Below are 21,244 nucleotides of genomic sequence, written 5' to 3' on the forward strand. Positions count from 1 at the left end.
GAATGACCCGCGAAGTGTCGGGATGACAGGGTACGGGAAGACAGGGTTTTTGGGCGCGGGACCGTCAGGCCGGCACATAGGTGAGTTCGATCGCCTCTCCGCCGATCCGGCGGTGCGTGACGAGGCGGAGCGGCGGCCGGGGGCCGGCGAAGAACGGATCGCCACCACCCAGCACGACGGGATGGAGGCAGAGGCGGTACTCGTCGATCAGGCCGGTCAGGGCTTGCGCCAGCACCGGCCCGCCAACGTAGAGCTCGCCCTCGAGCTCCTGCTTCAGACGCTGGACCGTCCCCTCCACCTCGTCCGCGACAAGCGTGGCGTTGGGACCGACCGAGGTCAGCGTGCGCGAGACGACCCATTTGGGCTCGGCGCGCCACACCGCCGCGAACTCCCGAAGATCCGGGGTCCAGTCAGGATCGTCCTGCTCCCAGTAGCGCATGATCTCGTACAGGCGGCGGCCGTACACGCTGCCGGCCGAGCCGCGCACCTGCTCGATGAAGTGGCGGAAGAGGACGGCGTCCGGCCCGAACTTTTCATAATCGACGTAGCCGTCGAGCGACACGTTCATTCCAAAGACGAGCCGCGCCATGCCGCAATCTCCAGTCCCGTTCCTGTGATGGTGTGATCTAGCCCGCGACCAGTTCCGGCCGAGCCGCTTCCGCGGCCCTGAACGGCTTCAGCTGGTCGGCGAGGGCGCGCTGGAAGGCGGGGCGGGCCTCGGCGCGGGCGACGTAGTCGGCGAGCGCCGGATAGTCGGCGAGGATGGTGGTGTGGCGCAGGTCGCGCAGCACGTGGGTCATCAGGATGTCGGCGGCGCTGAAGCGGTCGTTGGCGAACCATTTGCGATCGCCCAGCGCCGTCTGGAGATCGGCCAGACGGCGACGCACCAAGGTTTCGACTTCGGGCCGGCGTTCCGTCGCCCAGGCCTTGTCGGCATGGAACAGGTCGATGCCGGCCAGCTGGCCGACGAACGGCTCGACGCTGTTCATGGCGGCGAACAGCCAGGTCATGACCATGGCGCGGCCGGCCTCGTCAGCGGGCATCAGGGCGTCGGAATGCTGGGCGATATAGAGGACGATGGCGCCGCTCTCGAACATCTCGACCTTGCCGTCGCGAAAGGCCGGCACCTGGCCGAAGGGCTGCAGGGCGCGATACGCCTCGGTCGCCTGGTCCTCGAAGCCGATCAGGTGGTCGTCGTAGCCGAGGCCCGCCTCTTCCAGCGCCCAGCGGACGCGGATGTCGCGGACCGATCCCTGGGCGAAGCGCGGCACCCATTTGAAGGCGGTGACCTTGATCATGACGGGCTCCTGCTGGTTGACGGATAGGTTGATATCAACATATTATCGGGCATGTCAAACATGCCGGCCGCCTTCGCCGCCACGCTGCACATCCGGGACCATTGCCTGTGCCTGCACGCCCAGCGGGCGGCGCGGGCGCTGTCGCGGCGGTTCGACCTGGCCTTTCGCGAACTGGGGATCACCAGCGGCCAGTTCTCGCTGCTCAACTCCCTGAACCGGCCGGAGCCGCCGACGATCGGCGCGGTGGCCCGGTTGCTGGCCATGGACCGGTCGACGGTGACGGCCAACCTCAAGCCGCTGGAGCGGATGGGCGCGGTCGCGGTGTCGGTCGATCCGGAGGACCGGCGCGGACGGCGGGCCGCCCTGACCGACGCCGGCCGGGCGCTGCTTGCCAAGGCCACGCCGATCTGGATCGAGGAGCACGCCGCGGTGGAGGTGGAGCTGAATGGCGAGGGGGATGCGCTGCGGGCCGGGTTGCGGCAGGTGGCGTAGCCCCCTCGCCGCTATCGTCATCCCGGGCGAAGCGCAGCGGAGACCCGGGACCCAGCGGCGCCGCGACGGCGGCGAAACACCGGATGTGAAAGGCGCGATGCACCTGTGCTCCCGACAGGTTCGCGCTCGCGCGCGCCGCTGGGTCCCGGATCGCGCCGCTGCGCGGCTTGTCCGGGATGACGATAGCAGGGAGGTGCGGCAACGCTTAGTGCGCGAACGCCAGCATCCACACCGCCATCGCCACCATCATCAGGTTCTCGGTCAGGGAGACGAAGCCCAGCGGGACGTTGGACGAGCCGCCGACGCAGGCGCATTTCAGTTCGCGCCTGTCGATATAGACGGCCTTGAACACCGAGACCGCGCCTATGCCGCCGATGAACAGGGCGAGCGGGGCGGACAGCCAGGTCAGGGCGCCGGCCAGCATCAGCACGCCGGCGCCGAGCTCGGCGAAGGGGTAGACATAGCTGTAGGGGACCCAGCGGCGCGCCAGCAGGTCGTAGTTCAGGAACATGGTCGAGAATTTCTCGACGTCCTGCAGCTTGAGCATGGCCAGCAGACACATGGCCGCGGCGATGAAGGTCGGCAGGACCGACACATCGAGCGGCGTGCCGAAGCGCAGGTACGCCACCGCCAGGGCGATCAGGGCGGCGACGGCGAACACCACCAGCACCGGCGTGTAGCTGGTCGCGCCCGGTTCGGGGACCTTCTGGCCGAAGTAGCGGCGCAGGTCGTCGTAGCCGCCGATGCGGACGCCGTCGATGAAGGTCTGGGGCGTGGTCGGGACGCCGTGTTCAGCCTTGAAGGCGTCGGTTTCCTCGCGGGTCTTCAGGTGGTGGTCCTCGATCTGGTAGCCCTTGCGACGCAGCAGCCAGCGGGCCTTCTGGCCCGAGGGGCAGAGGTGGTCGGGCATGACCATGCGGTAGAGGACGGCGGTCTTTTGAGGCGCGGACATGGGGTTTCTCCAGTTGCCGATAACGGTCCGCGCCCTATCTGGGGTCCGTACCATGGTCCGGAGTCAAGCGATGTCCCCTTCCCTTTCCGCCATGACCATCGCGCGGCTGGCCGAGGCCGGCGGCGTGGGGGTGGAGACGGTGCGCTACTACCAGCGGCGCGGCCTGCTGGAGACGCCGCCCCGGCCGGAGGGATCGGGGCTGGGCGGCAGGGTGCGGCGCTACGGGGCCGAAGACGTGCGGCGCCTGCGCTTCATCCGCTCGGCGCAGGCGGCCGGGTTCACCCTCGAGCAGATCGGGGAGCTGCTGGTGCTGGACGCGGGGGAGGACCGGTCGCGAGCCCTGGCGCTGGCCGAGGGGCGGCTGGTCGAGCTGGACGCGCGGATCGCGGAGCTGGAGGCGGCCCGGGCGGCGCTGCGACGGCTGGCGGGGGCCTGCGCGGGCGGCGGCAAGGGCCCGTGCCCGATCCTGGAGGCGTTCGAGGGGTAGAGGCCATCCCTTCCGGCGCGCCGCGCCGCAGGGAGTTCCCGCAGGACGGGGCCGCCCGGCGTGGGCGGCCCGTCCGCTTCCGGTGGCCTAGATCGGCTCCATCCCCCCCTCGCCGCAGTAGAAGGCCGGGTAGGCGTCGTAATAGCCGGAGGGCACATAGGCCCGTTGCACCCAGCGGTGCTCGCCCCAGCCGCCGCAGCCGCTGTCGGTGACCGTGCCGCCGTACTGGGTCTTGGCCGCGTCGTGGTACCAGTCGTAGGTGTAGCCGGTGTACTCCGGGGGATAGTCCAGGGCCATCGAGCCCAGGGCCGCCAGCGCCACGGCCGAGACGACGGCCACGCTCCTGATCGTTCTCAACATGCATACCTCCCTGAAATGCGCCTGTTGCGCGAATTCAGGGAATGGCGACCCGGGCCGCGACAGCAACTCAAAGTTTCGTGTCGTAAAAATTCATGACTAACGGTTGCGGCGCGCCCCGAGGGTTCGTCAGGCGATCTCGTCGACGGTTGCGCCCAGCCGCTCCGCATACAGGGCCAGGGCCCGCTTCCACGCCGGACGGGCCATGGCGCGGGCATAGAAGGCCTTCACGTTGGGGTAGCCGTCCATCAGGTCGGTGTGGCGGAGCTGGCGCAGCACCGAGGCCAGCAGCAGGTCGGCGATGGTGAAGTCGTCGGCGGCGATCCAGTCCCGGCCCTCGAGCTGACGGTTGAGGCCGTCGAGCACGCGACAGGTCCAGCCGGTCAGGAAGTCGCGCACGTCGCCCGGTTCGCCCATGGCCCCCATGTCCATCAGCTTGAGCGGCTGGATCGGGCCCTCCACCGTGGCCTGGGCGGCGAGAACCCACTGGATGACGCGGGCGCGGCCCTGCGGGTCGGCGGGGATCAGCCGGCCGGACCTCTCCGCCAGATGGATCAGGATGGCGGCGGATTCGGAGATCGTGAGATCGCCGTCGGTCAGGACCGGGATCTGGTTGAAGGGGCTGATGGCCGAGAATTCCGGGCCGGTGGTTTCGCCGCCGGTGTGGTCCCAGCCACGCACCGTGTACGGCAGCCCCATCTCCTCCAGCGCCCACTGGACGCGCAGGTCGCGGGTCTCGCCATGGACGGCGGGATGGACGCGGCCGAAGGCGTGGAGGGTGATCATCCTAGGCGGCGGCGTCGAAGGCCTGTTTGAGGACGGCGAGGACCTCCGTGTCGACGTCCTCCGCCCTGGTCAGCGCGACGGCGAACTGGCACATGCCGCCGGGTTTCTGCGCCACGATCCGGTCGCTGGCGACGTCGGACTTCAGGTTGAGGCCAAGTTCGGCCCGATCCGCCGTCTTTGGGCCCAGCATGGCGAACTGCTTCTTTCGGCGGAGCGCCACATAGCCCTTTTTGGGCGCGATCTCGAACGGCCCCCAGGGGGTGATCGCCGCCATGATCGCGTCGTGCACGGCGCGCAGGTGCGCCTTCTTGCCGGCGTAGATCTCGTCGAGCGCATCGGCGCCCGAGGGCGCGGCCCCGGCCTTCGGATCAGCGGAGGCGGCGTGGGCCAGGCCGTTGGCGTCGCCGTAACCGAGGCCATAGGTCTCCATCAGCCAGCTGCGGATCTCGCCGTGCTTCGCCTTGCCCGAGCCGGCGATAGCGGCGCGCAGGGTTTCCAGGCTCTGGCCGGTTTTGGCCTCGATGTTGCGCAGCTGGGTGGCGCGCGCCTGTTCAGGAGTGCTCACCGGTCATCCTCCATGATCGCCCTGGACGAGGTCGATGAGTAAAGCGCGACCGCGCCCGCCTGACCAGAGCGCCGCGCAGCCATGGGCGCCGGCTGGCTCGCTGAGCGCGCCGGGATGACGAAGGCGGGATCAGTCCGGCTCTTCCGGCGGAAGCCAGTTGGGATCGCTTTCGGGAAACCAGTCGGCGGCGAGATCGGGCCAGTCGGGATTGGCGTCCTCGATCAGCTTCAGCTTCCAGTCGCGCTTCCATTCCTTGATCTGCTTTTCGCGCCTGATGGCTTCAGCGACCCAGACAAACCGCTCGAACCAGACGAGGCGGGTGCAGCCGTAAGTCTTGCTGAACCCCTCGAACGCGCCTGTTCGATGCCTCCAGACCCGCGCGGCCAGGTTGGCCGTCATGCCGGTGTAGAGCGTCCCGTTCCGCCTGCTGGCCATGATGTAGGTCGCGATGAAGGTCCGATGCGTCGGCATCAGCACAACCTATAGCTTTACCCTCCCGTCGTCATCCCGGCGAAGGCCGGGACCCAGCGGCGCCGAAGGCGATCTGTTCCGGCACGGCGTCCGCGACAGGGTCGCGCTCGCGCGCGCCGCTGGGTCCCGGGGTCGCTGCGCGCCCCGGGATGACGACAGTTATTTGAGGAACGGCTCCACCTTCTTCTCCAGCAGCGCCACCAGCTCGGGCTGCATGAAGGCGTAGTCGTCGGGGATGTCGAGGCAGATGACGCGCTTGCCTTTCAGATGCGCCCCGAAGCGTCGCTGGAGTTTGTCGCGGTGGGCGCGCTCCATGACGAAGATGAGGTCAGCCCGGTCGAGGTGGTCGGGCGTGACCGGCTCCTCCGCATCGGGCGCCAGGCCGGCGGAGGCGGTCTCGACGCCGGGCCGGTTCGCGAAGACGCGCTCGGCCGTGGGGGAGCGGAGGCGGTTGCGGGCGCAGAGGAAGAGGAGGTTGGTCAGCGGGCTCTCGGCCTCTCAACCAGGTTCAAAGACGCTGACCGCCTCGATTTGGACGGTGAGAAGGTGTGAAGTCTTCACTCGTCAAGGAAACCAGCTTCGCGAGACCACTCGTGCATCGCTTTGGACAACTCGCTAGCGGTGGAGAAGATGGAAGTCGCTGGCCACTGTGAATCTCCGGGCGACGCGCCCCACACGAGATGCACAATCGCATAGCGGCCGTCGTTGAGCGCCGCCACGACATCATCGTTGGCAGCGCTGCGACCTATGACGCTCGGATCCAATCCCCACAGCGGATGGCCAAGCGTGACCTCGAACTTCAGACGCCGCGTCAATCCTTCCCGGTCTTGCGAACCAAGATCGAACGCCCAAGGCAATACAGAAGCGATATCGGAATGAGGTGTCATAGCGGAATATTATCGTGCTTCTTCCACGGGTTCTCCTGCTGCTTGTTCTTCAGCGTCCGTAGCGCCCGGATCAGCCGCCGGCGCGTTCCGTGCGGCATGATCACGTCGTCGATATAGCCCAGCCCCGCCGCCACGAACGGATTGGCGAAGCGGGCCTTGTACTCGGCCTCGCGCGCCGCCAGCGCCTCGGGGTCGCCGGCCTCCTTGCGGAAGATGATCTCGACCGCGCCCTTGGCCCCCATGACCGCGATCTCGGCCGAGGGCCAGGCGTAGTTGACGTCGCCGCGCAGGTGTTTGGAGCTCATCACGTCATAGGCGCCGCCATAGGCCTTGCGGGTGATGACGGTCAGCTTGGGCACGGTGGCCTCGGCGTAGGCGAACAGCAGCTTGGCGCCGTGCTTGATCAGGCCGCCGTACTCCTGACGCGTGCCGGGCATGAAGCCGGGCACGTCGACGAAGGTGACCAGCGGGATGTCGAAGGCGTCGCAGAAGCGGACGAACCGCGCAGCCTTGCGGCTGGAGTCGATGTCGAGGACGCCGGCCAGGACCTGGGGCTGGTTGGCGACGACGCCGACGGTCTGGCCGTCGAGGCGGCCGAAGCCGGTGACGATGTTCTTCGCGAAGTCCGGGCCGATCTCGAAGAACTCGGCCTCGTCGACCGTCTTCAGGATCAGCTCCTTGATGTCGTAGGGCTGGTTCGGATTGGCCGGAACCAGGGTGTCGAGGCTGGGCTCGTCGCGCTCGGGATCGTCGTAGGAGTCGCGGACCGGGGGCTTCTCCCGGTTGGACAGGGGCAGGAAGCCGATCAGGCGGCGGACCTCGCTGAGAGCCTCCAGATCGTTCTCGAAGGCGCCGTCGGCGACCCCCGACTTGCCGGCGTGGACCCGGGCGCCGCCGAGGTCCTCGTGGGTGACCACCTCGTTGGTGACGGTCTTCACCACGTCGGGGCCGGTCACGTACATGTAGCTCGTGTCCTTCACCATGAAGATGAAGTCGGTGATGGCGGGGCTGTAGACGTCGCCGCCGGCGCAGGGACCCATGATCACGCTGATCTGGGGGATGACGCCGCTGGAGAGGGTGTTCTGGAGGAAGATGTCGGCATAGCCGGCGAGGCTTTCGACGCCCTCCTGGATGCGGGCGCCGCCGGCGTCGAACAGGCCGATGATCGGGGCGCCGTTGGTCAGGGCCATCTTCTGGATCTTGACGATCTTGGCGGCGTGAGCCCCCGACAGGGAGCCGCCGAAGACGGTGAAGTCCTTGGAGAAGACATAGACCAGACGGCCGCCGATCGTGCCCCGGCCGGTGACCACGCCGTCGCCGGGGATGCGCTGGTCGCGCATGCCGAAGTCGTGCGAGCGATGCTCCACGAACATGTCGGTCTCCTCGAAGGAGTCCTCGTCGAGCAGCACCTCGATGCGTTCGCGCGCGGTCAGCTTGCCCTTGGCGTGCTGGCTTGCGATGCGCGTCTCGCCGCCGCCGAGGCGGGCCGCGGCGCGGCGGGCTTCGAGCTGTTCGAGGATGTCTTGCATGGTCGGGTCTCCCTGGGCGCGAGGCTTAAGGAGAGGCGGGTGCGGTGGCAAGCACCCCCTCCACCGTCCTTCGGACGGTCCCCCTCCCCCTGCGGGGGAGGATTTCTAGCCCGCAAACCCCTCGCCGAGCAGGGTCGGCGCGGTCAGCCCCGCCAGCCGCTGCAGCTCGGCCACATGGGCGGCGAAGGCGGCGCGGCCGACGGAGGTCAGCGACAGCCAGGTGCGCTGGCGCCCCGCATGGGCCTGTTTGCGCAGCCTGATGTAGCCCGCCTCCTCCAGCTGCTTGAGGTGTTTGGACAGCACCGAGTCGGACACGGCGATGGCGTCGCGGACCATGGCGAACTCGGCCTCGTCGGCGGCCGACAGGATGGCGCAGATCTGCAGCCGGCCGGGGGCGTGGATGACCGGGTCGAACTGCGGGACCCGGCTCATTCCCCCGCCCCCATCTCGGCCCGGTAGACGCGGCGCCACAGGCGCGAGCCGGCGAGGGCCAGACCGAAGGCGACCGCCGCGGCGCCGCCGCCGATCAGGGCGACCGGGAGGTCGGCGGCCGTCCGCCTCAGATAGACCAGGCCCAGCATGACGGCGGCGAGGATCAGCCCCATGGCGATGGCGACCCACCGGGCCCGGCGCGGCGACACGCCGGTGATGCGCAGGCCGGTGCGGCGGCTCTCGTGCTGGAAAACGCCGACCAGGGCCAGGACGCCGAGGGTGCTGGCGAGAACGTTGGACGGGTTGTCGAGGGCCTGGCCCCCGATCATGCCGGCGACGATGGCGGCGTAGGTCAGGTCATAGCGCCAGCCGCCGGTGGCGACGCGGTCATGCACGGCGCGGCGTGAGCGGGCGATGGCCTCGAGGGCTTCGGCGGGGGTCGGGTCTTCGGACATCAGCGGGTTCTCACTTTCTGATCTGGAAAGTGATGGCGACTTTCCAGATCGTCAAGTGATAATTTTCCACACTGGAAAGTTAGCCCTCCAGCGCCCGGAACCACCGGTCGATCAGCGCCGCCTCGGCCCGGCGGGCGGCGGTGCGGTCGGCGGCCTCGGCGTCGACGCCCCACTGGCGTTCCTGGAAGGCCTCGTCGAGGCGGCTGAGATCGAAGGCGGCCTCGCCGGACAGGACGGCGCGCTGGACGGCGAAGGCGAGGACGGCGGAACCCAGCAGGGGCGTGGCCATGGCCAGGCCGGTCAGGGCGAAGTCGTCGAGGCGCAGGGCCAGTTCGCGCACGCGGGCGATGGCGGCGGGGTCCTGGGGCCGGTGGACGACGCCCTCGGCCGGTTCGAGCACCACGCCCAGCTCCAGCGCCGCCCAGTCGCGCCACGGCGTCCATTCGCGGGCCTGTTCGACGGCCAGCGCCGTCGGGTGGTCCGCCAGATAGCAGAGCAGGTCCGAGCCGGCGAAGGCGGCGATCTCGTCGGCGACCGGCTCGCGCGCCCGGCTGACGCGGTCGATGGCGGTCGAGGCGAGGCGGGTGGCGGGCATGGTCCCCGGCTCGATGAACTCGCCCTGGGCGGCCCATTCGTCGGCGACGAGGCGGGCGGCGGCTTCGGTCGGCAGGCGCAGCGGGGCGTGGGCGGGGGTCTTCGGCGTGCGGCCGTCGAGGGTCACGCTCCAGCCGCCCTCCCCTTCCGCCACGTCGACGGCCTTCCAGAAGCGCTTGAGGCGCTCCTCGGACTCGCGGAAGCCCTTGCGGGCGGCGACGTTGGGATCGAGCGACATGGAGAGGGGCGGTTTCATCGGCGCTGTCCTTATACGCTCGGCGGCCTGCTTGCACGTGGAGCGTCGCGCCGGATCAGACGTTGGGACCCGATGGAGACCGTGATGAAGACTCTGATCCCGCTCGCCGGGCTGGCCCTGCTGGCGGCGGGGTGCGAGGCGCCGACGTCCACGCCCCGTGATGTGGCGCCGGCCGACAGCCGGCCCGCTACGGGAACGCCGGTCCCGCCGCAGCCGCCCGGCGGCCCCGCGGCGCCCGCGGCCGCGCCGACGATCCTGTCGGGGCTGAGCCGGGCCGACTTCGAAAACCGGCTCCGGAACGGCGCGGGCTGCAGCCTGTCACGCGGCGGCGCGGAGCTGGTGGTCGCGGTCATCGGCGACGCCGTGGCAAGGGTGGACGGCGAGGTGGTCGACCTGACCGGCGCGCCGCTGAGGGAGATCAGCGACATGGCGCGCGGAGGCCGCTTTGAAGGCGGCGGCGCGGTGATCCGGATCGACGCCGCCCCCGACCTCGGCGAGGCGGTCGCCGGGCCGGAGAGCTCGCTGAGCCGCCCCGTGCGCGTCACGGCCACCTCGGGCGGCCGACACGAAACCTTCGACGCGGTCTGGACCTGCGCCAGCTAGGCTCAGCGACGGGTGTCGACCGCGATCCAGTTGACCTCCCAGGTCGCCCCGCCGTCGGCCGAAAAGGCCTGTTCGAAGCGCGCGGAATCCGCGGTGATGTCGGAAATCACGAACCGGACCAGAATGGCCCGCCCCGCCCAGGTGTCCTGGCCGAAGAAGACGCCGCGGCCGTCCCTGAACTCGCCGAACACGGGCGGGCTGAGCACGCCGCCGCCGGCGAAATTGAGGCTCCACTGCCGGGCGTCCGGATCATAGAGACGCAGCGAGACGCCTTCGATCCGCCCCGCCGGCCCCTCGACCGACAGCTCAACCAGATTGCCGCCGCCCAGCACCGGGCGGACCACGGTGGTCCCCTGATACTCGACCCAGGTCGTGGAGCCGCTGAGCGGCCGCTGCAGGCGCGACAGCCGCGTGGTCCATTCGCCGATTTCCCAGTCGAAATCCCGCCCTCCGTCGCGCTCGGCCGCCGCCGGAGGCGGCTGTTGCGCCAGCGCCGGAGCCGTCATCGCCGCAAGAGCCAGAACCAGAGCACAGAGAACAGATCCCGCGCGCAGGAAACCGGCCATCGTCTTCTCCTGAAAAAGCGGTCCCCGGGCCGCTGCAGGAGCTTCGCCTGTCCGCGGAGCCGAGTCACCCCCGGGCGGTGGACTAACCGCGAAGGCTCAGGCGACTCTCGAGACGGGAGCGCGGGCGGCGAAGCCGTCCAGTACGACGCACAGTTCGCCGAAGGTGCCCGCGACATGCCGCGCGCCGGCCGCCTTCTGCTCCTCGACCGTGTGGAAGCCCCAGGCGACGCCGAGCGGCAGGACGCCGGCGTTGATCGCCATCGTGATGTCATGGGCGGTGTCGCCGATCATGACGGTGCTCTCAGGCTCCGCGTCGCAGGCGGCCATGGCCGCGTGCAGCATGGCGGGATCGGGCTTGCCGGGGCCGTCCTCGGCGCAATGGGACGAGATGAACAGATCGGCCCAGCCCTCACGGGCCAGGTTGCGCGCCACGCCGCGGCGATTCTGGCCGGTGGCCAGGGCCAGACGCCAGCCGTCGCGGTGAAGCCGGCGCAGGGTGGCCATGGCCTCCGGATAGAGCGGCTCTTCGTGCCCCGCCTCGTACATGCGGTTGAAGCTGGCGCGGAAGCCGGCGATGAAACGGGCCAGATCTTCGGGGCTCAGGCCCGGCTCCAGCACCGCCATGGCGTGATCGAGCGACAGGCCGACGATCTGGCGCACGCGGTCGTAGTCCGGCTCGGGCAGGCCGATGTCGCGCGCGGCCTCGCAGGCGGCGCGGTGGATGGAGGCGCGACTGTCGACGAGGGTGCCGTCGATGTCGAAGACTGCGAGGGGGCGGGTCATCGAATCCGCCTCACGCCCTCGAACGGATCGCTCTCGTTGCCCTCGGCCTCCTCGAAGCCGAAATGGGCGAAGCCGGCCTTCATCTCGGGCGACAGCGGGGCCTCGACGATCAGCTTGCCGCCGGAGGGGTGGTCCAGCTCGATGCGGCGGGCGTGGAGCTGGAGCTTCAGATTGCCCGACAGCTCGCGCGACTTGTCGTCGCCGTATTTGGGATCGCCGAGGATCGGATGGCCGATGGCGGCCATGTGGGCGCGCAGCTGGTGGGTGCGGCCGGTGAAGGGGCGCAGGGCCATCCACGAGGCGCGGTGGGCGGCGCGGCTGATGGTGGCGAAGGCGGTCTCGGCCGGCTCGGCCCGGGGGTCCTTGCGGTCGGCGGGGCGCATCATCTCGAAGTCGTTGATACCGGTCTTCTTCAGCGGCATGTCGATCTGGCCGGCGGCGGGCTTGGGATTGCCGATGACGATGGCCCAGTAGGTCTTCTTCGCCTGACGCCGGGCGAAGGCCCCGGCCAGACGCTTGGCCGCCTCGGGACCCTTGCCGAGCAGCAGGACGCCGGAGGTGTCGCGGTCGAGCCGGTGCACCAGCCGCGGCCGTTCCATCCCCTCGCCCCAGGCCGACAGCAGGCGGTCGACGTGGCGGCTGGTCTTGGTGCCGCCCTGCACAGCCAGGCCGTGGGGCTTGTTGATGGCGATGACCATCTCGTCCTCGTAGAGCACGAGGGATTTGGCGAAGCGGATGTCCTGCGCGCTGAGGGTGTGGGCGTCGCCCGCCTGACGCGAGGTGTCGTCGGGGATCGGCGGCACGCGCACCGCGGCCCCGGCGGTCAGGCGGCCTTCGGGCTTGATGCGGGCCCCGTCGACGCGGATCTGGCCGCTGCGGGCCATCTTCTGCACCTGGATGTTGGACAGGTGCGGCCAGCGCCGGCGGAACCAGCGGTCCAGCCGGATGCCGTCCTCGGCCTCGGCCACATAGAGGGTCTGGACCTCGCGTTTGGGCGCGTCGGGCGCGTCCTGGATGGGTTCGTCAGTCAAAGGGCGGCTCCGAAGGCGCGGCGGGCGACCATCAGGCCGATGAACAGGGCGGCGATCGACAGGACCACCGACAGGGCGACATAGCTGCCGGCCATGGCGAATTGGCGGCGCTCGATCATCAGCGCCGTCTCCAGCGAAAAGGCCGAGAAGGTGGTGAAGCCGCCCAGCACGCCGACGGCGGCGAACAGGCGGATGGACTCGGTGTGAAGCCCGCCCCGGAAGGCCAGCCAGCCGGCCAGCAGGCCCATCAGCAGGCCGCCGACGATGTTCACGGCGAGTGTGCCCCACGGCCAGGCCGAGGCCGGGAACAGGCGGAAAGCCCAGACGCCGACGCCGTAGCGCGCCATGGCTCCGAGCGCTCCGCCGGCCGCAACGATCAGAAGTCGTGTCATAGTGCGGGGCTTATACTGGACTCGGCGGCAAAACGAAGGAGGCCCGTGTGCTCGACCTCATCCTCGCCATTCTCCACCACCTCGCCGTCTTCAGCCTCGTCGCCACGCTGGCGATGGAGGGGGCGATGCTCCGGGCGCCGGTGGTCGACGTGTCCCGTCTGGCCAGGCTGGACGCGCGGTTCGGGATGACAGCGGGGCTGGTGGTCGTCATCGGCGTCGGCCGGGTGATCTGGGGCGGCAAGGGCTGGGCCTTTTACGAGGCCAATCCGTTCTTCTGGGCCAAGATCGCCATGTTCGCGGCGATCGGCCTGGTCTCCGTCGCGCCGACGCTGCTGTTCCTGCGCTGGCGCAAGGCGGCGGCGGGCGACGCGGGCTTCGTTCCGCCGGCGGACCAGCTGAAGCGGGCGCGGCTGGCGGTCGGACTGCAGGCGCTGCTGCTGGTTCCGCTGCTGGGCTTCGCGGCGGCGATGGCGCGCTGGCCGTTCTGACCGAAACTTCACTTGCCGGACGGTTCGGTTAACGGCGATACCGGGAGCCGACGGCGCGGCTTCGCGTCGTGAGAGAAGGGCCTCGACCCGCCCCGGCGATCTGCCAGGCTGGCCGACCGAGATCAGAGGACCGCCGGAAGCGCCATGTCGCACGACGACCACAGCCAGGCTCACCACGCCCACGGGGCGCCGCTCGACGGCGGCCACGGCGGGCAGGGCTTCGACGCGCGCCTGTCTGCACCGCTGGGCGACGCCAATCCGCCGCCGCCGGGGGCCGCCGATCACGCCGAGCGCGCCATTCCCCCTTCCGGTCCGCCGCGCGGGCTGGGGCCGTCGCGCTCCGACGAGGGCATCACCCGGCCGATCAGCGACAGCGACTATTTCTCCACCGATCCGGCCGTGGTGGCCAACATCTCGGCCCACATCGACGAGTATTTCAACCAGCCGCTGGACATCTTCCCCTTCTGGGAGACCGAGGGGAAACCCGACCGCTTCCACGTGCTGTTCGCGCGCCAGATCGAGGAGCGGTTCCCGGCCGAGCAGGACATCCGCAGCCGCATCCACGCCTATGGGCGTACGGTGTTCAGGGCGCTGTGCGTGCACGTCGCGGTCAAGCGGCTGAACCAGGCGCTGGCCCTGGTCGGGCTGATGCTGCTGGCCACCTTCGGCCCGACCCAGTTCGCGCAGTGGACCGGAACCAACCCCATGGGCCTCGCGCTGGCCGGAGGCGGCATGCTGCTGGTGCTGGGGGGCTTCTGGGCCCTGAACGCCATCCTGTTCATCCAGTACCGGTTCCGGCTGGAGAACGACTCCTACGAGCTGTCGCGCGAGATCGTGCAGCGGACGCGCGAGATCCAGAACCTGTTCACCAACGCCCGCGCCCTGTCGGACCAGGCCGAGACCCAGTTCCAGCAGGACGGCAAGGGCTGGGGCCAGCGCGCCATGTTCCTGACCCGGCTGACCATGTGGCTGGGCGCGCGCATGGAGTACCTCGAGAAGCACGTGCAGATGGAGCTGTGGCGGGTGCGCCGCGAACGCTACTGGATGCGCTGGTTCGCGCGGCTGACGACGCCGCTGGTGCTGCTGGTCTGGCTGGCCGTGTTCGCGCTGGAGCCGGCGCCGGAGGGGCGCGAGGCGGCCTTCCGGGGCCTGCAGGCCGTGGCGGTGCTGATCGGCGGGCTCGTGACCTGGCTGTCCTATTTCCGCTGGCGGACGCCGGTGACGGCGATCCAGGACAAGCTGGGCGTCGACGGCTGGGTCCGATACGCCTCGCTGGACGTCGACAACGCGGTCGGCGAGCAGGTGCGGCGCGACAAGGAGCGGCTGGTCGAATACCGGGCGCTGACACGCGGCGGGCGTTAACGCCTAGAGGAGACGACCGCGCAGGCTGTCCTGCACCCCGCGGGCGTCATAGGCGTTCGGGCGGTCGGGGCGCTCGCCGTTGCCCATCACCACCTCCAGCGAGGTCGAGGTCGGCGAAGGGCCGCTGAAATTCAGGCCGACGCCGACGCCGACGCCGGAACTGCGGTAGTTCCCGTAGCGGCCGCCGTAACTGCTGGAGCCGTAGCCGACGCCGACGCTGGGCCGGAAGCCGCCGGCGCTGTCGGGCCGGCCGTCGGTCCAGCGCTGGGTGACCTCGAACCAGTCGTAGCCCTGCGCCGTGGTCAGTTCGGCCGCCCGCAGCAGGGCGTAGTCGGCCACCGGCCCGGGATGACCGACGCCGTTGTAGGTGACGCGGAAGCGGTTGGATTCAATGCGCTGCTCGACATAGCCCTGTCCGCCGGCGGAGACCTGCGGGCCGTAGGGGGCGAGGCTGGCGCAGGCCGACAGGGCGAGGCCGGCGGCGGCGAGAATTGGCAGGGTCAGGCGGTTCATGGCGGAGCTCCGGGCGTGCTGCCGAAAAAGCGCGTCACGGGCCCTGTTCGTTCCGTCGCCCTAGAGCGCTGCCGCGGCCTTCAACGCCTCGAAATCCGCCGGCAACGGGGCCTTCACCGTGCGGTCGCCGCCCTCGGGGTGGGGGAAGGTCAGCTTCGCGGCGTGCAGCATCAGGCGCGGCGCGGCCCGGCCGGCGAAGGTCAGGGCGCCGCCGTAGCGGGGGTCGCCGACGAGCGGACGGCCCACATGGGCCATGTGCACGCGCAGCTGGTGCATCCGCCCCGTCAGCGGCTCCAGCTCGACCAGGGCGCCGTCCTCGGAGGCGGACAGGGTGCGGTAGCGGCTTTGCGAGCCCTGGGCGCCGGGGGCGTCGAAGGCGCAGACGCGCATATAGCTCTCGCGCCCGATCTCCTGCCGGACCAGCGGGGCGTCGATCATGCCGGAGCGAGGCTCGGGCGCGGCGGAGACGAGGGCCAGATAGGTCTTGCGGAAGCGGCGCATCTGCAGCGCCTTGCCGAGAAAGCCGGCGGCCGGCTTGGTCTTGGCCGCGAGGATGACGCCGGAGGTGTCGCGGTCGAGCCGATGCACCAGTTCGGGCCGCTTGCCGTTGGAGCGCATGAAGGCCCAAAGCAGATCGTCCAGGGTGTGCGCCTTGATCCGCCCGCCTTGGCTGGACAGGCCCGCGGGCTTGTTGAGGACGAGCACCTGCGGGTCCTCGTGGATCACCCACGAACGGACGGCGGCGATCTCGTCTTCGGAGAGGGATACGGGGGAGCGGTCGGTCACCGCGCGTGCTTACGCGAACCGCCCTCCCCCGTCAGCCCTCAGCGCAGCACGCCCTTCTTGCCCATGGTCCAGGCGTACCAGAGGAAGAACAGCGCGCCGGCGGTGATGCAGGCGTAGGTGATGACGCCCTTTTGTCCCATCGAGGCGCCCGCCTCGGACAGGCCGTAGCTATAGACCAGGCTGATGGCCAGGCCGATCAGCGAAACCAGGAACAACTGGACCGCCCAACGCGACCGGAACAACAGGGCCAAGGTCCCCAGGAAGGCCCCCCAGGTGCCGGCGAACCAGGCGACATAGGTCCAGGCGGGCATCGCGGCCATCAGCGCCGCCTGTTCCGGAGTCACCTTCATCATCTCGAACCAGGCCTCGCGGTTGACCATGGTCATCGCGAAGTCGGTGGCCCCGAAGCCGTTCCAAAGCAGGCTCACCACGCCCACCACCCACAGGTGCCAGGGCGTGCGCGTGGTCATGGAAGTCGTGTCGGTCATGGTCCCCTCCCAAGGATTCCGATGCGGGAGAATGATCCGAAAACACCGTTACGGCAACGGTTGCGTGGATACCGGGGTCGAGCGGCCGAGCCAGATCGCCCGGGCGTTGAGCAGAAGCCAGAGCATGACCGCTCCGCCGGTGGAGATCGCCCAGCCTCCGGTTTGCCATGCAACGAGAACCGCGAGCACCGCGAGACCGGCGGGGGCAAGATACATCAGGCTGACGACAAGCGAGGTTCCCCACCGCCGCCCGACCACGGACCACAGGACGACAGGATCTCGCCGGGTGAACAGGATCGGCGCGAGGGCCAGAGCCAGAACGACCGGCAGCAGGACGATGCCGACGCCGACCGCGCCCATCAGGGGAATGGCGAGGGTATCGGCCCATTCTGGGACCTGCTCGCGCCCCACGGCCTGAAACGCCGAAGCGAACAGCCCGGTCACCAGCAACGCCAAGCTGAGGGGAACCACGACGGTCACCCGCCTCGTCGCACGCCAGCCGCCGACTGCGGCCACATACAGCAGCAGCGACCACGCCATCGCCGCATAGCCCAGGTCGGCGTAGAGCCATTTGGGCGTCTCGTATCGGTCCTGGAGCGCATGAAAATCGCGCGACGCCCGATCGAAGGAGTCCATCCCGCCTGTCCCGCCCGTATCGTCGTACAGGCTCTCGCGAATCCCCTTCAAACCTTCGAAATAGGCGTTCGCATCCGTGTGCCAGGGCGTCGTCGCCGCCATCGCGATCAGCCCTCCGCCGAGGACGACCAGCACCAGCGCCGCCCTCGTAAGCCACCGCCCGTCGCCCCGCGTTGCCTTCGCCGCCATCCGCTTTCCCTCCTGTGATCAAGGTCTCCACCCTGATCCAGAGCGCGGTGAGCGGCATGAGCAAACCCTGAGCATTCACCGAATAGCGCGGTGTCGCGATGGGAAAGCGACGCTAACCCTGGTCGTCGCCCGCCCGCAGCGCCGCCCAGCGCTCGAGCCGCTCCTTGACCTTGGCCTCGTGGCCCTCGCCCTTGGGCGCGTAGAAGACGCGGCGCTCCATGCCGTCGGGGAAGAAGTTGGCGCCGGAGAAGCCCTCGGGGGTCGAGGGGTCGTACTGGTAGCCCTTGCCGTAGCCGAGCGACTTCATCAGCTTCGTCGGAGCGTTGCGGATGTGCGCCGGCGGCATCAGCGAACCTGTCTCGGCCGCCGCCCGCTTCGCCGCCTTGAAGGCCTCGTAGACGCCGACCGACTTGGGCGCGGTGGCGAGGTGGACCACGGCCTGGGCCAGGGCCAGTTCGCCCTCGGGAGAGCCAAGGAAGTCGTAGGTGTCCTTCGCCGCATTGGCGACCAGCAGGGACAGGGGGTCGGCCTCGCCGATGTCCTCGACCGCCATGCGCACGATGCGACGGGCCAGATAGAGCGGATCCTCGCCGCCGTTGAGCATCCGCGCCAGCCAGTAAAGGGCCGCATCCGGGTCGGAGCCGCGAACCGATTTATGCAGCGCAGATATGAGGTTATAATGCTCTTCTCGACTCTTGTCGTAAGCCGGCGCGCGCTTCTGCAGGACGCCGGCGAGCGCCTGGACGTCGAGCGGGTCGGCCGAGGTCAGGTCGAACAGGACCTCGGACATGGTCAGCAGGTAGCGGCCGTCGCCGTCGGCCAGGGCGAGCATGGCCTGACGCGCCTCCGGAGTGAGCGGCAAGGTCTTGCCCTCCTGCGCCTCGGCTCGAATCAACAGTTGATCGAGAGCCGCGTCGTCGAGCCGTTTCAGCACATAGACCTGGCAACGGGACAGCAGCGCCCCGTTCAATTCGAACGAGGGGTTCTCGGTCGTGGCCCCGACGAGGGTCACGACCCCCTCCTCCACGAACGGCAGGAAACCGTCCTGCTGGGCGCGGTTGAACCGGTGGATCTCGTCGACGAACAGCAGGGTCGACTGGCCGGCGGCGCGGCGCATGCGGGCGGCCTCGAAAGCCTTCTTGAGGTCGGCGACGCCGGAGAAGACGGCGCTCAGCGACTGGAACTGGTAGCCGGCCGCCTGGGCCAGCAGACGGGCGATGGTGGTCTTGCCGGTGCCCGGCGGTCCCCACAGGATCATCGAGCCGAGCCGCCCCGCCTCGACCATGCGCCGGATCGGCCCGCCCTCTCCCAGCAGATGTTCCTGGCCCACCACCTCGTCGAGCGTGCGGGGGCGCAGGCGGTCGGCCAGCGGCGCGTCGGGGGGATGGATGCCGGAGGCTTCGAACAGGTCGCTCATGGAGGATCAGAGATAGGCGTAACCGTCGCGGTTTTCACGCGTTAGTATGGTCAGGCTCAACGGAGACCGCGCCATGGCCGAGGACCACAACGCCCAGGGGCCGACCACGGGCGTCGCCCCGCACCTGACCATCCCGTCGCGCGGCGGGCAGGCGGCGATCGAATTCTATGTCCGCGCTTTCGGGGCCGAGGAGCTGATCCGCCATCTGGCCGAGGACGGCGAGCGGCTGATGCACGCCCATCTGCGCATCAACGGCGGCAGCGTCCTGCTCAATGACGAGTTCCCGGAATACGGCGGCGAACAGGACATCGTCCCCAAGGGGGTGACCATTCACCTGCAGGTCGACGACGCCGATGAATGGTGGAACCGGGCCCTGCTGGCCGGCGCGGTGCCGGTGTTTCCGCTGGACGACCAGTTCTGGGGCGACCGCTACGGCCAGCTGAAGGATCCGTTCGGCCACAGCTGGTCGATCGGGAGTCCGATCAAGGCGAAATAGCATGGCCTACGTCCCGCCCGATCCGCCGGTCGTCCCCTATCTGATGGTGGGCAACGGGCATCGCGCCCTGGACTGGTATGTGCGGGCCTTCGGCGCGCGGGAGGTCAACCGCTACGACATGGAGGACGGCCGCCTGGGCCACGCCATGCTGACGCTCGCCAACGGCGGCTCGATCTATGTCGCCGACGAGTTTCCGGAGATGATCGGAAAGATCGGGACGCTGGCGCCGGACAGTCTGGGCGGGACGACGGTCACGGTGGCGCTGGCGGTCGACGACGTCGACGCCTGGCTGGAGCGGGCCCGGGCCGAGGGGGCGTGCACGATCCGCGAGCCGGTCGACGAGTTCTACGGCCGCCACGCCAAGCTGCGTGACCCGTTCGGCCATGTCTGGTCGCTGACGGGACCGAAACGGGACCAAGGCTAGCGGATCACGCCGGTGATGCGCCGGCCGCGCCGCTCGATGACGACCTCGGAACCGCGAGCCAGATCGGCCAGCTGGTCGACCGAGGTCACGGCGCGGCCGTTCACCGCCATGATGATGTCCCCGCCCTGCAGGCCGCTCCGGTTGGCGTAGCTGCCGCGCTGGACCCGGCCGACGATGACGCCGGTCGCGAAGGGATCGCCGCCGAGGCTGTCGGCCAAGGCCGGATTGAGCGCGAGCACCTGCGCCCCGCTCAGAACACCGGACCGGATGACGGTGGCCCGGTCGATGTCCGCATCACCCGGCAGCGGCTGCACCCGGGCGTTCAGCGTCTGGGGCCGTCCGTCGCGCAGCACGCTGACCTGCACGGTGTCGTTCGGCGCGCGCGTGCCGACGCGGAAGTTGAGACCGCCCTGATCGTTGACCTCGGCGCCGTCGATGGCGGTGATGACGTCCCCTTCCCGCAGGCCGGCGCGGTCGCCCGGGCCGCCGGCGTAGACGTCGGTGACCACCAATCCCTGCGGCCGGTCGAGACCGAGGCTGCGGGCGATGTCGGCGCTGATCGTATCGCCCTTCACGCCCAGCCACGGACGGACCACGGCGGTGGCGCCGCCGACGGCGGAATCGACCACGCGCCGGACCATGGTGGCCGGGACCGCGAAGCCGACCCCCGAAGAGGATCCCGAGCGCGAGAAGATGGCGGTGTTGATGCCGATCAGGTCGCCGTCCATGTCCACCAGCGCCCCGCCCGAGTTGCCCGGATTGATGGGCGCGTCGGTCTGGATGAAGGAGCCGCTGTCGGAGATGCCGGTTTCCGTGCGGTTCAGGGCCGAGATGATGCCGTTGGTCACCGTCTGGCCGACCCCGAAGGGGTTGCCGATGGCCAGCACCAGATCGCCGACCTGCTGTTCCTCGCGATCGTCGATGTTCAGCGTCGGCAGGCGTTCGTTGACGCCCTCGAGCTGAAGCACGGCGATGTCCGAGCGCGGATCGGCCAGAACGACGCGGGCGGAGAATTCGCGCCGGTCGTTCAGGGTGACGCGGATCTGCTGCATGCCCTCGATGACGTGGTTGTTGGTCACCACCACGCCGTCCGCGCGGACGATGACGCCGGAGCCGACCGAGCCCGTCTGGCGCTGGCCGGGGATGCCCCAGAACGGATCACGGACCTGCTGCACGCCGATGGCCGCGATGTTGACCACGGCCGGGGCCGCCTCGCGGACCACGGGGGCGAAGCTGGCCTTCATCGACAGGGCGTCGCCGGGCAGGACGCGGTTGTCGGCGAAGACGCCGTCCTGGGCGCGGGTGTCGTTGGACCGTCCGCAGGCGGCGAGAGTCAGGGCGAGAGCGAGAGCGAGCGTGCTGGTCTTCATCATGATCCGGCTGGAATGAAGGGTCCGATACGCCGATTTCGCCCGGTCTTTTGGACGCGATCAAGGCGCGTGCGAGCTCAAACGGTTACGTTTTCCTCACGTTCCGCCCCGGTGCGGCCTGGCGCAACCGGCTCGCAAC

General features: G+C 69.6%; 30 protein-coding genes. 7 read left to right on the forward strand and 23 right to left on the reverse strand.

The features are described 5' to 3' along the window. Positions 1–64: 64 nt before the first annotated feature. Positions 65–589 (reverse strand): dihydrofolate reductase family protein, encoded by a 525-nt coding sequence (locus VEB62_RS03390; protein ID WP_324795380.1) that lies wholly within the window; start codon positions 587–589, stop codon positions 65–67. 37 nt (positions 590–626) lie between these two features. Continuing rightward, a complete protein-coding gene (locus VEB62_RS03395; protein WP_324795383.1) occupies positions 627–1,298 on the reverse strand; it encodes a glutathione S-transferase family protein in 672 nt (223 codons plus the stop codon). 51 nt (positions 1,299–1,349) lie between these two features. Between VEB62_RS03395 and VEB62_RS03400 the strand changes: the two genes are divergently transcribed. Beyond that, positions 1,350–1,790, forward strand: a complete 441-nt coding sequence (locus tag VEB62_RS03400; RefSeq protein ID WP_324795385.1) for a MarR family winged helix-turn-helix transcriptional regulator — start codon at positions 1,350–1,352, stop codon at positions 1,788–1,790. A 205-nt stretch (positions 1,791–1,995) separates the two neighbouring features. Here VEB62_RS03400 and VEB62_RS03405 read toward each other — a convergent pair whose 3' ends face one another. Next, positions 1,996–2,742: a MauE/DoxX family redox-associated membrane protein gene (locus tag VEB62_RS03405; protein WP_324795388.1), complete on the reverse strand. Its 747-nt coding sequence runs from the start codon at positions 2,740–2,742 to the stop codon at positions 1,996–1,998. A gap of 70 nt (positions 2,743–2,812) precedes the next feature. Between VEB62_RS03405 and VEB62_RS03410 the strand changes: the two genes are divergently transcribed. After that, positions 2,813–3,229 (forward strand): MerR family DNA-binding protein, encoded by a 417-nt coding sequence (locus VEB62_RS03410; RefSeq protein WP_324795391.1) that lies wholly within the window; start codon positions 2,813–2,815, stop codon positions 3,227–3,229. 87 nt (positions 3,230–3,316) lie between these two features. Here VEB62_RS03410 and VEB62_RS03415 read toward each other — a convergent pair whose 3' ends face one another. From VEB62_RS03415 to VEB62_RS03460, 10 genes are all read right to left on the reverse strand, one after another. After that, positions 3,317–3,589 (reverse strand): hypothetical protein, encoded by a 273-nt coding sequence (locus tag VEB62_RS03415; protein ID WP_324795394.1) that lies wholly within the window; start codon positions 3,587–3,589, stop codon positions 3,317–3,319. A 126-nt stretch (positions 3,590–3,715) separates the two neighbouring features. After that, a complete protein-coding gene (locus VEB62_RS03420) occupies positions 3,716–4,372 on the reverse strand; it encodes a glutathione S-transferase family protein (protein ID WP_324795396.1) in 657 nt (218 codons plus the stop codon). A 1-nt stretch (position 4,373) separates the two neighbouring features. Then, a complete protein-coding gene (locus VEB62_RS03425; protein WP_324795399.1) occupies positions 4,374–4,937 on the reverse strand; it encodes a DUF5655 domain-containing protein in 564 nt (187 codons plus the stop codon). A gap of 129 nt (positions 4,938–5,066) precedes the next feature. Continuing rightward, positions 5,067–5,408 (reverse strand): GIY-YIG nuclease family protein, encoded by a 342-nt coding sequence (locus VEB62_RS03430; protein WP_324795402.1) that lies wholly within the window; start codon positions 5,406–5,408, stop codon positions 5,067–5,069. A 159-nt stretch (positions 5,409–5,567) separates the two neighbouring features. Beyond that, positions 5,568–5,723: a hypothetical protein gene (locus VEB62_RS03435; RefSeq protein WP_324795404.1), complete on the reverse strand. Its 156-nt coding sequence runs from the start codon at positions 5,721–5,723 to the stop codon at positions 5,568–5,570. 242 nt (positions 5,724–5,965) lie between these two features. Next, entirely contained in the window at positions 5,966–6,295 is a 330-nt protein-coding gene (locus VEB62_RS03440) for a hypothetical protein (protein WP_324795408.1), read from the reverse strand. Next, positions 6,292–7,824 (reverse strand): acyl-CoA carboxylase subunit beta, encoded by a 1,533-nt coding sequence (locus VEB62_RS03445; RefSeq protein ID WP_324795411.1) that lies wholly within the window; start codon positions 7,822–7,824, stop codon positions 6,292–6,294. Before VEB62_RS03445 ends, VEB62_RS03440 begins: the two co-directional genes overlap by 4 nt. 105 nt (positions 7,825–7,929) lie before the next feature. Beyond that, entirely contained in the window at positions 7,930–8,256 is a 327-nt protein-coding gene (locus VEB62_RS03450; RefSeq protein WP_324795414.1) for a transcriptional regulator, read from the reverse strand. Then, positions 8,253–8,711 (reverse strand): hypothetical protein, encoded by a 459-nt coding sequence (locus VEB62_RS03455; RefSeq protein ID WP_324795417.1) that lies wholly within the window; start codon positions 8,709–8,711, stop codon positions 8,253–8,255. Before VEB62_RS03455 ends, VEB62_RS03450 begins: the two co-directional genes overlap by 4 nt. A gap of 79 nt (positions 8,712–8,790) precedes the next feature. Beyond that, positions 8,791–9,561 carry an ATP12 family chaperone protein gene (locus VEB62_RS03460; RefSeq protein WP_414641976.1) on the reverse strand — a complete coding sequence of 257 codons (771 nt, stop codon included), beginning with the start codon at positions 9,559–9,561 and terminating at the stop codon, positions 8,791–8,793. Positions 9,562–9,645: 84 nt separating this feature from the next. Here VEB62_RS03460 and VEB62_RS03465 point away from each other — a divergent pair, with 84 nt between their 5' ends. Then, positions 9,646–10,164, forward strand: coding sequence for a hypothetical protein (locus VEB62_RS03465; protein WP_324795420.1), 519 nt, complete (start codon positions 9,646–9,648; stop codon positions 10,162–10,164). Positions 10,165–10,166: 2 nt separating this feature from the next. On the opposite strand, the gene VEB62_RS03470 is transcribed toward VEB62_RS03465, so the two are convergent. From VEB62_RS03470 to crcB, 4 genes are all read right to left on the reverse strand, one after another. Next, a complete protein-coding gene (locus tag VEB62_RS03470) occupies positions 10,167–10,730 on the reverse strand; it encodes a hypothetical protein (protein ID WP_324795423.1) in 564 nt (187 codons plus the stop codon). 96 nt (positions 10,731–10,826) lie between these two features. Next, positions 10,827–11,513, reverse strand: coding sequence for an HAD-IA family hydrolase (locus VEB62_RS03475; protein ID WP_324795426.1), 687 nt, complete (start codon positions 11,511–11,513; stop codon positions 10,827–10,829). Continuing rightward, a complete protein-coding gene (locus VEB62_RS03480; RefSeq protein ID WP_324795429.1) occupies positions 11,510–12,544 on the reverse strand; it encodes an RluA family pseudouridine synthase in 1,035 nt (344 codons plus the stop codon). Before VEB62_RS03480 ends, VEB62_RS03475 begins: the two co-directional genes overlap by 4 nt. Further along, on the reverse strand, positions 12,541–12,936 hold the full coding sequence (gene crcB / locus VEB62_RS03485; protein ID WP_324795431.1) for a fluoride efflux transporter CrcB: 396 nt from the start codon (positions 12,934–12,936) through the stop codon (positions 12,541–12,543). Before crcB ends, VEB62_RS03480 begins: the two co-directional genes overlap by 4 nt. A gap of 47 nt (positions 12,937–12,983) precedes the next feature. On the opposite strand from crcB, the gene VEB62_RS03490 reads away from it, so the two are divergent. Then, positions 12,984–13,424, forward strand: coding sequence for a DUF2214 family protein (locus VEB62_RS03490; RefSeq protein ID WP_324795434.1), 441 nt, complete (start codon positions 12,984–12,986; stop codon positions 13,422–13,424). 144 nt (positions 13,425–13,568) lie between these two features. Next, the gene (locus VEB62_RS03495) at positions 13,569–14,786 is read left to right on the forward strand and encodes a hypothetical protein (RefSeq protein ID WP_324795437.1); all 1,218 of its coding nucleotides are present in this window, start codon (positions 13,569–13,571) and stop codon (positions 14,784–14,786) included. Between the two features lie 3 nt (positions 14,787–14,789). Here VEB62_RS03495 and VEB62_RS03500 read toward each other — a convergent pair whose 3' ends face one another. From VEB62_RS03500 to VEB62_RS03520, 5 genes are all read right to left on the reverse strand, one after another. Further along, positions 14,790–15,299, reverse strand: coding sequence for a CC0125/CC1285 family lipoprotein (locus tag VEB62_RS03500; protein ID WP_324795440.1), 510 nt, complete (start codon positions 15,297–15,299; stop codon positions 14,790–14,792). Between the two features lie 60 nt (positions 15,300–15,359). After that, complete coding sequence (locus VEB62_RS03505) at positions 15,360–16,085, reverse strand: RluA family pseudouridine synthase (RefSeq protein WP_324795442.1); 726 nt, start codon at positions 16,083–16,085, stop codon at positions 15,360–15,362. A gap of 38 nt (positions 16,086–16,123) precedes the next feature. Beyond that, a complete protein-coding gene (locus tag VEB62_RS03510; protein ID WP_324795444.1) occupies positions 16,124–16,573 on the reverse strand; it encodes a hypothetical protein in 450 nt (149 codons plus the stop codon). 48 nt (positions 16,574–16,621) lie between these two features. Next, positions 16,622–17,344, reverse strand: a complete 723-nt coding sequence (locus tag VEB62_RS03515) for a hypothetical protein (RefSeq protein ID WP_324795446.1) — start codon at positions 17,342–17,344, stop codon at positions 16,622–16,624. 166 nt (positions 17,345–17,510) lie between these two features. After that, a complete protein-coding gene (locus tag VEB62_RS03520; RefSeq protein WP_324795449.1) occupies positions 17,511–18,815 on the reverse strand; it encodes a replication-associated recombination protein A in 1,305 nt (434 codons plus the stop codon). Positions 18,816–18,888: 73 nt separating this feature from the next. On the opposite strand from VEB62_RS03520, the gene VEB62_RS03525 reads away from it, so the two are divergent. Then, positions 18,889–19,311 carry a VOC family protein gene (locus tag VEB62_RS03525; protein ID WP_324795452.1) on the forward strand — a complete coding sequence of 141 codons (423 nt, stop codon included), beginning with the start codon at positions 18,889–18,891 and terminating at the stop codon, positions 19,309–19,311. A gap of 1 nt (position 19,312) precedes the next feature. Continuing rightward, a complete protein-coding gene (locus VEB62_RS03530; RefSeq protein WP_324795455.1) occupies positions 19,313–19,735 on the forward strand; it encodes a VOC family protein in 423 nt (140 codons plus the stop codon). On the opposite strand, the gene VEB62_RS03535 is transcribed toward VEB62_RS03530, so the two are convergent. Then, complete coding sequence (locus VEB62_RS03535) at positions 19,732–21,105, reverse strand: trypsin-like peptidase domain-containing protein (protein ID WP_324795457.1); 1,374 nt, start codon at positions 21,103–21,105, stop codon at positions 19,732–19,734. The genes VEB62_RS03530 and VEB62_RS03535 overlap by 4 nt on opposite strands. Between the last annotated feature and the right edge of the window lie 139 nt (positions 21,106–21,244).

It is taken from the genome of Brevundimonas sp. (assembly GCF_035626975.1).
In the GTDB taxonomy this organism is placed as follows: Bacteria; Pseudomonadota; Alphaproteobacteria; order Caulobacterales; family Caulobacteraceae; genus Brevundimonas.

Excerpts from the sequence above, each read along its gene's own strand:
- VEB62_RS03390 (WP_324795380.1), bottom strand. The coding sequence starts at position 589 with ATGGCGCGGCTCGTCTTTGGAATGAACGTGTCGCTCGACGGCTACGTC.
- VEB62_RS03395 (WP_324795383.1), bottom strand. The coding sequence starts at position 1,298 with ATGATCAAGGTCACCGCCTTCAAATGGGTGCCGCGCTTCGCCCAGGGA.
- VEB62_RS03400 (WP_324795385.1), top strand. The coding sequence starts at position 1,350 with ATGTCAAACATGCCGGCCGCCTTCGCCGCCACGCTGCACATCCGGGAC.
- VEB62_RS03405 (WP_324795388.1), bottom strand. The coding sequence starts at position 2,742 with ATGTCCGCGCCTCAAAAGACCGCCGTCCTCTACCGCATGGTCATGCCC.
- VEB62_RS03410 (WP_324795391.1), top strand. The coding sequence starts at position 2,813 with ATGTCCCCTTCCCTTTCCGCCATGACCATCGCGCGGCTGGCCGAGGCC.
- VEB62_RS03415 (WP_324795394.1), bottom strand. The coding sequence starts at position 3,589 with ATGTTGAGAACGATCAGGAGCGTGGCCGTCGTCTCGGCCGTGGCGCTG.
- VEB62_RS03420 (WP_324795396.1), bottom strand. The coding sequence starts at position 4,372 with ATGATCACCCTCCACGCCTTCGGCCGCGTCCATCCCGCCGTCCATGGC.
- VEB62_RS03430 (WP_324795402.1), bottom strand. The coding sequence starts at position 5,408 with ATGCCGACGCATCGGACCTTCATCGCGACCTACATCATGGCCAGCAGG.
- VEB62_RS03435 (WP_324795404.1), bottom strand. The coding sequence starts at position 5,723 with ATGGAGCGCGCCCACCGCGACAAACTCCAGCGACGCTTCGGGGCGCAT.
- VEB62_RS03440 (WP_324795408.1), bottom strand. The coding sequence starts at position 6,295 with ATGACACCTCATTCCGATATCGCTTCTGTATTGCCTTGGGCGTTCGAT.
- VEB62_RS03445 (WP_324795411.1), bottom strand. The coding sequence starts at position 7,824 with ATGCAAGACATCCTCGAACAGCTCGAAGCCCGCCGCGCCGCGGCCCGC.
- VEB62_RS03450 (WP_324795414.1), bottom strand. The coding sequence starts at position 8,256 with ATGAGCCGGGTCCCGCAGTTCGACCCGGTCATCCACGCCCCCGGCCGG.
- VEB62_RS03455 (WP_324795417.1), bottom strand. The coding sequence starts at position 8,711 with ATGTCCGAAGACCCGACCCCCGCCGAAGCCCTCGAGGCCATCGCCCGC.
- VEB62_RS03460 (WP_414641976.1), bottom strand. The coding sequence starts at position 9,561 with ATGAAACCGCCCCTCTCCATGTCGCTCGATCCCAACGTCGCCGCCCGC.
- VEB62_RS03465 (WP_324795420.1), top strand. The coding sequence starts at position 9,646 with ATGAAGACTCTGATCCCGCTCGCCGGGCTGGCCCTGCTGGCGGCGGGG.
- VEB62_RS03470 (WP_324795423.1), bottom strand. The coding sequence starts at position 10,730 with ATGGCCGGTTTCCTGCGCGCGGGATCTGTTCTCTGTGCTCTGGTTCTG.
- VEB62_RS03475 (WP_324795426.1), bottom strand. The coding sequence starts at position 11,513 with ATGACCCGCCCCCTCGCAGTCTTCGACATCGACGGCACCCTCGTCGAC.
- crcB (WP_324795431.1), bottom strand. The coding sequence starts at position 12,936 with ATGACACGACTTCTGATCGTTGCGGCCGGCGGAGCGCTCGGAGCCATG.
- VEB62_RS03495 (WP_324795437.1), top strand. The coding sequence starts at position 13,569 with ATGTCGCACGACGACCACAGCCAGGCTCACCACGCCCACGGGGCGCCG.
- VEB62_RS03500 (WP_324795440.1), bottom strand. The coding sequence starts at position 15,299 with ATGAACCGCCTGACCCTGCCAATTCTCGCCGCCGCCGGCCTCGCCCTG.
- VEB62_RS03510 (WP_324795444.1), bottom strand. The coding sequence starts at position 16,573 with ATGACCGACACGACTTCCATGACCACGCGCACGCCCTGGCACCTGTGG.
- VEB62_RS03520 (WP_324795449.1), bottom strand. The coding sequence starts at position 18,815 with ATGAGCGACCTGTTCGAAGCCTCCGGCATCCATCCCCCCGACGCGCCG.
- VEB62_RS03525 (WP_324795452.1), top strand. The coding sequence starts at position 18,889 with ATGGCCGAGGACCACAACGCCCAGGGGCCGACCACGGGCGTCGCCCCG.
- VEB62_RS03530 (WP_324795455.1), top strand. The coding sequence starts at position 19,313 with ATGGCCTACGTCCCGCCCGATCCGCCGGTCGTCCCCTATCTGATGGTG.
- VEB62_RS03535 (WP_324795457.1), bottom strand. The coding sequence starts at position 21,105 with ATGAAGACCAGCACGCTCGCTCTCGCTCTCGCCCTGACTCTCGCCGCC.